This window comes from Pluralibacter gergoviae ATCC 33028 = NBRC 105706 (genome assembly GCF_001598855.1).
Classification (GTDB): Bacteria; Pseudomonadota; Gammaproteobacteria; order Enterobacterales; family Enterobacteriaceae; genus Pluralibacter; species Pluralibacter gergoviae.
On the sequence record NZ_BCZS01000043.1, the window covers coordinates 26,379 to 35,148 of the forward strand.

Below are 8,770 nucleotides of genomic sequence, written 5' to 3' on the forward strand. Positions count from 1 at the left end.
CCTTCCCCGGCTGGAGAAATAGAGAGTCTTAGCGTGAATATTTTATGAAGTGCTTTCAAAAGAAGATGGTGGTGGGGGAAGGATTACTCGTCGCTGCGCTCCTCGCCCTTCGGGTCGTTGCCTGCGGCAACGCTTTCTCGCTGCGCTCGAATCGAACCTTGGTCGAAGCTTCTCATCCTTCCCCGGTTGGAGAAAAATGGAATCTTAGAGAGAATATATGCGGAGTGCTTTCTAAGAAGATGGTGGTGGGGGAAGGATTACTCGTCGCTACGCTCCTCGCCCTTCGGGTCGTTGCCTGCGGCAACGCTTTCTCGCTGCGCTCGAATCGAACCTTGGTCGAAGCTTCTCATCCTTCCCCGGCCGGAGAAAAATGGAATCTTAACGTGAAAATTTGCGGAGTGCTTTCAGAGAGTGATGGTGGTGGGGGAAGGATTCGAACCTTCGAAGTCGATGACGGCAGATTTACAGTCTGCTCCCTTTGGCCGCTCGGGAACCCCACCAGGGGTAAAATCAAATTGTGGAACTCTCGTAAGAGTAGTGGTGGTGGGAGAAGCATTATTCGTCGCTTCACTTCTCACCCTTCCCCGGTTGATATCAACATCAGCCAATTCATCCGGGTTTGCTACGTTGTAGTAGCGAAAGTGGTGGTGGGGGAAGGATTCGAACCTTCGAAGTCGATGACGGCAGATTTACAGTCTGCTCCCTTTGGCCGCTCGGGAACCCCACCTATTTACTGGCCTGCTCCTTGCGGGAGCGGGGCGCATCATATCAAATGACGCGCCTCTGTAAAGCACTCCTTTGATAAAAATGAACTGGTTGCCTGCTTTTTATGCGTAACGACGCAAACCTAACCAGCTAATTTCATAAGGGATTAAAGAATAATCGTCCGATTACCGTAAACAAACACCCGCTGCGCCAGCACCTGATACAGCGCCCGGCTGAGAACGTTTTTCTCAACGTCGCGACCGGCGCGCATCATATCTTCCGCCGTATAGGTATGATTCACATTAATAACGTCCTGCATAATAATCGGACCCTCGTCCAGATTATCATTCACGTAGTGTGCCGTAGCGCCAATAATCTTCACGCCGCGCTCGTAGGCCTGATGATAGGGGCGGGCACCGATAAAGGCCGGCAGGAACGAGTGGTGAATATTGATTATCTTATTCGGGAAGCGGGAAACAAATGTCGGCGTCAGCACGCGCATATACTTCGCCAGCACCACGTAATCCGGCTGATGCGCTTCGATGGCGTCTGCCATTAAGGCATCGTGCTCTTCGCGGGTGTGGCCTTCGTGGCTGACCAGTTCGAAAGGAATATCAAAACGCTCAACCAGCGAACGCAGGGTGTCGTGGTTACCAATCACGGCGGCAATATCGACATCCAGCCCGCCGTAGTTGGCCTTCATCAGCAGATCGCCCAGGCAGTGCGCCTCTTTGGTCACCAGAATAACGATGCGGCGGCGTCCGGCGGGGTTCAGCTCGCGAACCGACCCCTCGGGCAGGGCGCTGTCCAGATCGGCCAGCAGCGTCGCATCATTAAAAATGCCCTCCAGCTCGGTGCGCATAAAGAAGCGGCCGGTACGGTGGTCAACAAATTCGTTGTTCTGCACGATGTTCAGCTCGTGCTTGTAACAGATGTTAGTGATGCGAGCGATCAGGCCTTTTTGATCCGGACAGATAGTGCGCAGAACTTTACGTTGTAGTGAATGCATTGCGAGGAAAATCCTGTTGAAGGTGTTTGCGACTTCAGATGCCTGGCCCTATTGGCCGCAGCACTTTTTAAATTTTTTACCCGAACCGCACGGACATGCGTCATTTCGGCCAATTGCCGGGCGGGTACCGTCGATATAGTACCACTGTTCATTTTCTTTTATGAATCTTGAGCGTTCGATTATCGCACCCTGTTTTTGACCATCGCGAAAACGGGCAACAAAACTGACGAATCCTTCGCTATCATTGCGGCCGGCGTCGGTGGCGAAAACCGTCAATCCGAGCCATTCCGTGCCGGCAAAGCCCTGCTCAAGCTCCTGATGCAGGCTCTGGCTGCGGCATTGCGGGTGCCACGTGGCGACCAGGTACGCCGCATCTTTTTTAACAAAAGCGGTATAGCGTGAACGCATAAGCTGTGATGGAGTTGGCGCTAGCTGCGAGCCGGAAAGATATCGCTGGCAACATAGGCTATACTCGACAGCGTTACCACATGGGCAAAGTTGATGCATTGACGCCTCCCGTGAGTCAATAATGAAGACGCGTGAGCGCCGGGCGGCGAATATGTTAACTGAGCAGTGGCGATCTTGCTACGATAAGAAGTGGAGGATGTCCACCTGCAGTAATGAGAAAATTAAAAATAGGTCTGGCGCTGGGATCAGGTGCCGCTCGGGGTTGGTCACATATTGGCGTCATAAAAGCGCTGGAAAGAACGGGCATTGAAATTGATATCGTCGCAGGCTGCTCAATTGGTGCGCTGGTCGGGGCTGCCTATGCCTGCGATCGGCTGGACGCGCTGGAGAAGTGGGTGACGGCCTTCCGCTACTGGGATGTCCTGCGCCTGATGGATCTCTCGTGGCGCCGCGGTGGACTACTGCGCGGTGAACGCGTGTTCAGCCACTTCAGCGAACTGCTGCCGGTGGATCAAATCGAAGCCTGCAACCGCCGCTTCGCCTCGGTAGCCACCAATCTCAGTACCGGACGCGAGCTCTGGTTTACTGAAGGTGACCTTAATCATGCCATCCGCGCTTCCTGCAGCATCCCAGGCCTGATGGCCCCGGTGAGGCATAACGGCTATTGGCTGGTGGATGGCGCCGTGGTCAATCCGGTGCCGATTTCGCTGACCCGCGCGCTGGGCGCCGATATTGTGATAGCCGTGGATTTGCAGCACGATGCGCACCTGATGCAGCAGGACCTGCTATCGGTGAACCTTCAGCCGGATTTGCAGTCAGTTGAGGGGGAATCTTCGCTCTCCTGGTACGATCGTTGGCGCAGGCGGGCGGAGCGGAAGTCATCGCGCCTGGCAACCGCGACGCCGACGGCGACGGAGATTATGTCAACCTCAATACAGGTGCTGGAAAACCGGCTGAAACGAAACCGTATGGCAGGCGATCCTCCCGATATTCTGTTACAACCGTTTTGCCCACAAATATCCACACTCGATTTTCACCGGGCCGACGCCGCCATCGTCGCCGGCCGGCAGGCAGTCGAGAAAAAGATGGATGAACTATTACCGTTAGTGCCAGCGCCTCGCTAAGCACTTTTTCGACGACTTCAGCAAAATCTGACAGGCGGTGGGGTAGATAGCATGTCACTATTGACTTATCGTCAGCCAGGGGAGATATCATGACGCAGCCATTGGCGGGAAAACTCATTCTAATCGTTGAAGACGAACCCGTTTTCCGCTCTCTACTGGATTCGTGGCTTTCATCACTCGGCGCAGTAACGGCGTTGGCCGAAGATGGTGAAGACGCGCGGGAAAAGATGGAAACCCTCACTCCCGACCTGATGATCTGCGATATCGCGATGCCGCGAATGAACGGCCTTAAGCTGGTTGAATATTTGCGAAATAACGGCCATCAGTTGCCCATCCTCGTTATTTCTGCCACCGAAAATATGGCTGATATTGCCAAAGCGCTTCGCTTAGGCGTGCAGGATGTATTACTGAAACCGGTGCAGGATCTCGACAAGCTCAGGGAGACGGTTTTTGCCTGCCTTTATCCCAATATGTTTAATTCCCGGGTCGAAGAAGAGGAGCGGCTTTTCGAGGACTGGGACGCCCTGGTAAGCAATCCAACGGCGGCGGCAAAACTCCTTCAGGAGCTTCAGCCCCCGGTTCAGCAGACGATATCTCACTGCCGCGTTAACTATCGCCAGCTCGTTTCTGCGGATAAACCTGGGCTGGTGCTCGATATTGCGCCTTTATCTGATAATGATCTCGCTTTCTACTGCCTGGATGTCACCCGGGCAGGGGATAACGGCGTTCTCGCTGCGCTATTACTGCGCGCGATTTTTAACAGCCTGCTGCAGGAGCAGCTGGCTCACCGCGGTCAGCGATTGCCTGAACTTGGCAGCCTGCTCAAGCAGGTCAATCAACTGCTGCGTCAGGTGAGCCTTCCCGGCCAGTTTCCGCTGCTGGTAGGCTATTATCATAGCGGGATTAAAAATTTAATCCTGGTTTCTGCCGGCCTTAACGGAACGCTTAATGCCGGAGACAGGCAGATACAGATAAGCAACGGTGTGCCGCTGGGCACCATGGGCAATACCTATTTAAATCAGATCAGCCAGCGCTGTGACGCCTGGCAGTGCCAGATCTGGGGAAGCGGCGGGCGGCTGCGCCTTATGCTGTCTGCAGAGTAACCACCTGACTTTAACTACAAAACATAGTGATTACCCCGAACTCTAAGGGGTGATAGCATTGCGTTTGTGTTTAGAAATATCCTAATTCTGGTCCCGCTCTCATTTTCAGACCAGAATGGCTCATCGCTGCTGGTATACTTAACGCGTTAATAATTAACGAATACGTTCAAGAGTTGAACAGTTCAGGAGATATAAATGGCTGCATTAAATTCGAAAGTTACTAAGGCCGTCATCCCGGTCGCGGGATTGGGAACCAGGATGTTGCCCGCCACGAAAGCGATACCAAAAGAAATGCTGCCGCTGGTTGATAAGCCGTTGATTCAATATGTCGTTAATGAATGTATTGCTGCCGGTATCACCGAGATCGTACTGGTCACGCACTCCTCTAAAAACTCCATTGAGAACCACTTTGATACCAGCTTCGAGCTTGAGGCCATGCTGGAGAAGCGCGTTAAGCGCCAGCTGCTGGAAGAAGTTCAGTCTATCTGCCCGCCGCACGTAACGATTATGCAGGTGCGCCAGGGCCTGGCGAAAGGTCTCGGACACGCGGTGCTATGCGCGCATCCGGTCGTCGGCGATGAGCCGGTAGCGGTTATTCTGCCGGACGTTATTCTGGATGAATACGAATCGGACCTCTCGCGCGATAACCTCGCCGAGATGATCAAGCGCTTCGATGAAACGGGCGCCAGCCAGATCATGGTTGAGCCGGTTGAAGACGTGACGGCCTACGGCGTGGTTGACTGCAAAGGCGAAAACCTTAATCCGGGCGACAGCGTACCGATGGTCGGCGTTGTTGAGAAGCCGAAGAAAGAGGCGGCGCCGTCTAATCTGGCTGTCGTTGGCCGCTATGTACTCAGCGCCGAAATCTGGGCGCTGCTGGCGAAAACCCCTCCGGGCGCGGGTGACGAAATTCAGCTGACCGACGCTATCGATATGCTTATTGAGAAAGAGACGGTTGAGGCCTACCACATGAAAGGTAAGAGCCATGATTGCGGCAATAAGCTGGGCTACATGCAGGCGTTTGTAGAATATGGCGTGCGCCATAATACGCTTGGCGCTGATTTTAAAGCCTGGCTGGAAAAGACCGTTAGTTAACTAAAAGTGCGTTACTGCGGTTGAAATGCGCCGGGTGGCCGTCAGGCTTCCCGGTTTTTTATTGCCTGGGATTTATACAGAATCAGCTCGTTTCTTAATCCCGGCTAAAATGCCGGGCAAAAAAAATCCCGCCGGAGCGGGATTCGTTAGCAATTCGAATTATTACAGGAGAAAATCGTCCAGTGTTTTACCCTGCTCATCCATTGCTTTCTTGATCACTGCCGGGGTGCGACCCTGGCCGGTCCAGGTTTTAGTTTCGCCGTTTTCGTCGACGTAGCTATATTTAGCCGGACGTGCTGCACGTTTGGTTTTGGTGCCCGCTTTAGCGGCTGACATGCTATTCAGCAGTTCATTCGGGTCAATACCATCAGCGATCAGCATTTCACGGTACTGCTGCAGTTTACGCGTACGTTCTTCGACTTCAGCAGCAGCTGCGCTTTCTTCTTCACGACGTTCGTTAACAACAACTTCTAATTTTTCCAGCATTTCTTCGAGCGTTTCCAGCGTGCATTCTCTTGCCTGGGCACGAAGAGTACGGATGTTGTTCAAAATTTTAAGTGCTTCGCTCATTGTAGTAATCTCAAACTTATATTGTGGGGTGGTTTGTTGGACTAATAATAGAGCGTTAATTTCATATGTGCAATAGGTTCGATTGTAATGAATTCAAAATAGCTGTTGTCTTGTCATATTTATTAATAAAGATAACTTAAATTCTGCGCGTCGCATCCCATTGCAGCAGTGGAAAATGCTTAAAACACCTGGGCAAAGTATGCCTTTTCAGAATGCGCTGAACGAAGTATATATCCTGTAATATAAGAATCCGCTTTGCCAATTAGTCGCTGTGGATAGCGCCTGGGTGTCTATTCTCCAGGCGATGATACAGATGCTTAACCGACAAACATCCATTAACTTAGGTTTGATAACGCCGCTACAAAATCATTCTCATGGATGATGCTGTTAGCAAATAATGCTTAAATACTTATGCGAACGGTGGTAGTCGGCGGGGCGCTGCCGGCGGTAACCGGAAGCAATTATGGTACAATCGCCGACGATGAAATTACGACGATTGGGGTGTTGCTGTAAATGGCACAACTATATTTTTACTATTCGGCAATGAACGCCGGTAAGTCGACGGCGCTATTGCAGTCCTCCTACAATTACCAGGAGCGCGGAATGCGTACCCTGGTCTATACCGCCGAGATAGACGATCGCTTTGGCGCCGGTAAGGTCAGCTCGCGTATTGGCCTTTCATCGCCAGCGAGGCTTTATAACCAGAATACATCTCTGTTCAATGAGATAGCCGCCATGCACGCGCAGGAGGCTATCCACTGTGTGCTGGTGGACGAAAGCCAGTTCCTGACGCGCCAGCAGGTGTATGAACTCTCTGAGGTCGTTGATGAGCTGGATATTCCGGTACTCTGCTACGGGCTGCGCACCGACTTTCGCGGTGAACTGTTTACCGGCAGCCAGTACTTGCTCGCCTGGTCCGATAAGCTGGTTGAGCTGAAAACCATCTGTTTCTGCGGGCGCAAAGCGAGTATGGTGCTGCGCCTGGATCAGGCTGGCCGCCCTTATAACGAGGGTGAGCAGGTGGTGATTGGCGGCAATGAGCGCTATGTCTCCGTCTGTCGCAAGCATTATAAAGAGGCGCTGGCTGAAGGCTCTCTGACCGTGATACAGCAGCGGGTAAGGGGAGATCGCGCCTCATGAGCCACGCACAGCCTTTGCCGTACCGCTCGCCTGATGCGCGACAATAAAAAAACCCGCCAATTTGGCGGGTTTCGTTGTCAGGCGGTTACTCAGGCGATTTTATTCGCTTTTTTACCTGCTTTAGCCGGAGCGGCTTCTTTCTTCTCGGCGGCAGCGCCTTCAACGTAATCGCGGCCGTAGTAGGTATCCATCAGGATCTGCTTCAGCTCGGAAATCAGCGGGTAGCGCGGGTTGGCGCCGGTGCACTGATCGTCGAAGGCATCTTCAGACAGCTTGTCGATGTGGGCCAGGAAGTCAGCTTCCTGCACGCCGGCCTCGCGGATGGATTTCGGAATACCCAGCTCGGTTTTGATGCTGTCCAGCCAGGCCAGCAGCTTCTCGATTTTCGCTGCGGTGCGGTCGCCCGGCGCAGACAGGCCCAGGTGATCGGCAATCTCAGCATAGCGGCGGCGCGCCTGCGGACGGTCATACTGGCTGAACGCGGTCTGTTTGGTCGGATTGTCGTTCGCGTTATAGCGGATAACGTTGCCGATCAGCAGGGCGTTGGCCAGGCCGTGCGGAATGTGGAACTGCGAGCCCAGCTTGTGCGCCATGGAGTGACATACCCCGAGGAAGGCGTTAGCAAACGCGATACCGGCGATGGTGGCGGCGCTGTGTACACGCTCGCGGGCAACCGGGTTTTTCGCGCCTTCATGATAGGAGGCCGGCAGGTTCTCTTTCAGCAGCTTCAGCGCCTGCAGCGCCTGACCGTCAGAGAATTCAGAGGCCAGTACGGAAACATAGGCTTCCAGGGCATGGGTCACGGCGTCCAGGCCGCCGAATGCGCACAGCGATTTCGGCATATCCATCACCAGGTTGGCATCAACAATCGCCATATCCGGGGTCAGCGCGTAGTCCGCCAGCGGGTATTTCTGGCCGGTGGTGTCGTCAGTTACGACGGCGAACGGCGTGACTTCAGAACCGGTACCGGAGGTGGTGGTTACGGCGATCATTTTCGCCTTCACGCCCATTTTCGGGAACTTATAGATACGCTTACGGATGTCCATAAAGCGCAGCGCCAGTTCTTCAAACGAGGTTTCCGGATGCTCGTACATCACCCACATGATCTTCGCGGCATCCATCGGGGAACCGCCGCCCAGCGCGATGATAACGTCCGGCTTGAAGGAGTTAGCCAGCTCGGCACCTTTACGTACAACGCTGAGGGTCGGGTCCGCTTCAACTTCAAAGAAGACTTCAACTTCAACGCCGGCTGCTTTCAGCACGGAAGTGATCTGGTCAGCATAACCGTTGTTGAACAGGAAGCGGTCGGTGACCACCAGGGCACGTTTGTGACCGTCGGTGATGACTTCGTCCAGCGCGATCGGCAGAGAGCCGCGGCGGAAGTAAATGGATTTCGGAAGCTTGTGCCACAACATATTTTCAGCTCGCTTAGCAACGGTTTTCTTGTTGATCAGGTGTTTCGGACCAACGTTTTCAGAGATGGAGTTACCACCCCAGGAACCACATCCCAGCGTCAGGGAAGGTGCGAGTTTGAAGTTGTAGAGATCGCCGATACCGCCCAGCGAGGCCGGGGTGTTGATAAGGATACGCGCGGTCTTCATTTTTTCGCCGAAGAA

General features: G+C 53.6%; 8 protein-coding genes, 2 tRNA genes and 2 other RNA genes. 4 read left to right on the plus strand and 8 right to left on the minus strand.

Annotation, left to right across the window (positions count from 1 at the left end; genetic code table 11):
* Positions 1–66: 66 nt before the first annotated feature.
* The 6 genes from ENGE1_RS23945 to ENGE1_RS23970 form a co-directional block, all read right to left on the minus strand.
* Positions 67–197, minus strand: a non-coding RNA gene (locus ENGE1_RS23945) — RtT sRNA.
* A 43-nt stretch (positions 198–240) separates the two neighbouring features.
* Positions 241–371, minus strand: a non-coding RNA gene (locus ENGE1_RS23950) — RtT sRNA.
* A 44-nt stretch (positions 372–415) separates the two neighbouring features.
* Positions 416–500 (minus strand) — tRNA-Tyr (locus tag ENGE1_RS23955).
* Between the two features lie 142 nt (positions 501–642).
* Positions 643–727 (minus strand) — tRNA-Tyr (locus ENGE1_RS23960).
* A gap of 144 nt (positions 728–871) precedes the next feature.
* Positions 872–1,714, minus strand: coding sequence for a formyltetrahydrofolate deformylase (purU, locus tag ENGE1_RS23965; protein WP_043083517.1), 843 nt, complete (start codon positions 1,712–1,714; stop codon positions 872–874).
* 48 nt (positions 1,715–1,762) lie between these two features.
* Positions 1,763–2,221, minus strand: coding sequence for a YchJ family protein (locus tag ENGE1_RS23970; RefSeq protein WP_048255013.1), 459 nt, complete (start codon positions 2,219–2,221; stop codon positions 1,763–1,765).
* A gap of 113 nt (positions 2,222–2,334) precedes the next feature.
* On the opposite strand from ENGE1_RS23970, the gene rssA reads away from it, so the two are divergent.
* From rssA to galU, 3 genes are all read left to right on the plus strand, one after another.
* The gene (gene rssA, locus ENGE1_RS23975) at positions 2,335–3,246 is read left to right on the plus strand and encodes a patatin-like phospholipase RssA (RefSeq protein ID WP_043083521.1); all 912 of its coding nucleotides are present in this window, start codon (positions 2,335–2,337) and stop codon (positions 3,244–3,246) included.
* 89 nt (positions 3,247–3,335) lie between these two features.
* A complete protein-coding gene (rssB, locus tag ENGE1_RS23980) occupies positions 3,336–4,349 on the plus strand; it encodes a two-component system response regulator RssB (RefSeq protein ID WP_064360811.1) in 1,014 nt (337 codons plus the stop codon).
* Between the two features lie 195 nt (positions 4,350–4,544).
* Positions 4,545–5,444 (plus strand): UTP--glucose-1-phosphate uridylyltransferase GalU, encoded by a 900-nt coding sequence (gene galU, locus ENGE1_RS23985; protein ID WP_043083524.1) that lies wholly within the window; start codon positions 4,545–4,547, stop codon positions 5,442–5,444.
* Between the two features lie 162 nt (positions 5,445–5,606).
* Here galU and hns read toward each other — a convergent pair whose 3' ends face one another.
* Entirely contained in the window at positions 5,607–6,014 is a 408-nt protein-coding gene (gene hns / locus ENGE1_RS23990; RefSeq protein ID WP_043083526.1) for a histone-like nucleoid-structuring protein H-NS, read from the minus strand.
* Positions 6,015–6,527: 513 nt separating this feature from the next.
* Between hns and tdk the strand changes: the two genes are divergently transcribed.
* Positions 6,528–7,154: a thymidine kinase gene (gene tdk / locus ENGE1_RS23995; RefSeq protein ID WP_048255011.1), complete on the plus strand. Its 627-nt coding sequence runs from the start codon at positions 6,528–6,530 to the stop codon at positions 7,152–7,154.
* Between the two features lie 89 nt (positions 7,155–7,243).
* On the opposite strand, the gene ENGE1_RS24000 is transcribed toward tdk, so the two are convergent.
* The coding region (locus tag ENGE1_RS24000; protein WP_073971344.1) for an iron-containing alcohol dehydrogenase at positions 7,244–8,770 on the minus strand (1,527 nt) is incomplete at its 5' end.

Excerpts from the sequence above, each read along its gene's own strand:
- galU (WP_043083524.1), top strand. The coding sequence starts at position 4,545 with ATGGCTGCATTAAATTCGAAAGTTACTAAGGCCGTCATCCCGGTCGCG.
- rssB (WP_064360811.1), top strand. The coding sequence starts at position 3,336 with ATGACGCAGCCATTGGCGGGAAAACTCATTCTAATCGTTGAAGACGAA.
- ENGE1_RS23970 (WP_048255013.1), bottom strand. The coding sequence starts at position 2,221 with ATGCATCAACTTTGCCCATGTGGTAACGCTGTCGAGTATAGCCTATGT.
- tdk (WP_048255011.1), top strand. The coding sequence starts at position 6,528 with ATGGCACAACTATATTTTTACTATTCGGCAATGAACGCCGGTAAGTCG.
- hns (WP_043083526.1), bottom strand. The coding sequence starts at position 6,014 with ATGAGCGAAGCACTTAAAATTTTGAACAACATCCGTACTCTTCGTGCC.
- purU (WP_043083517.1), bottom strand. The coding sequence starts at position 1,714 with ATGCATTCACTACAACGTAAAGTTCTGCGCACTATCTGTCCGGATCAA.
- rssA (WP_043083521.1), top strand. The coding sequence starts at position 2,335 with ATGAGAAAATTAAAAATAGGTCTGGCGCTGGGATCAGGTGCCGCTCGG.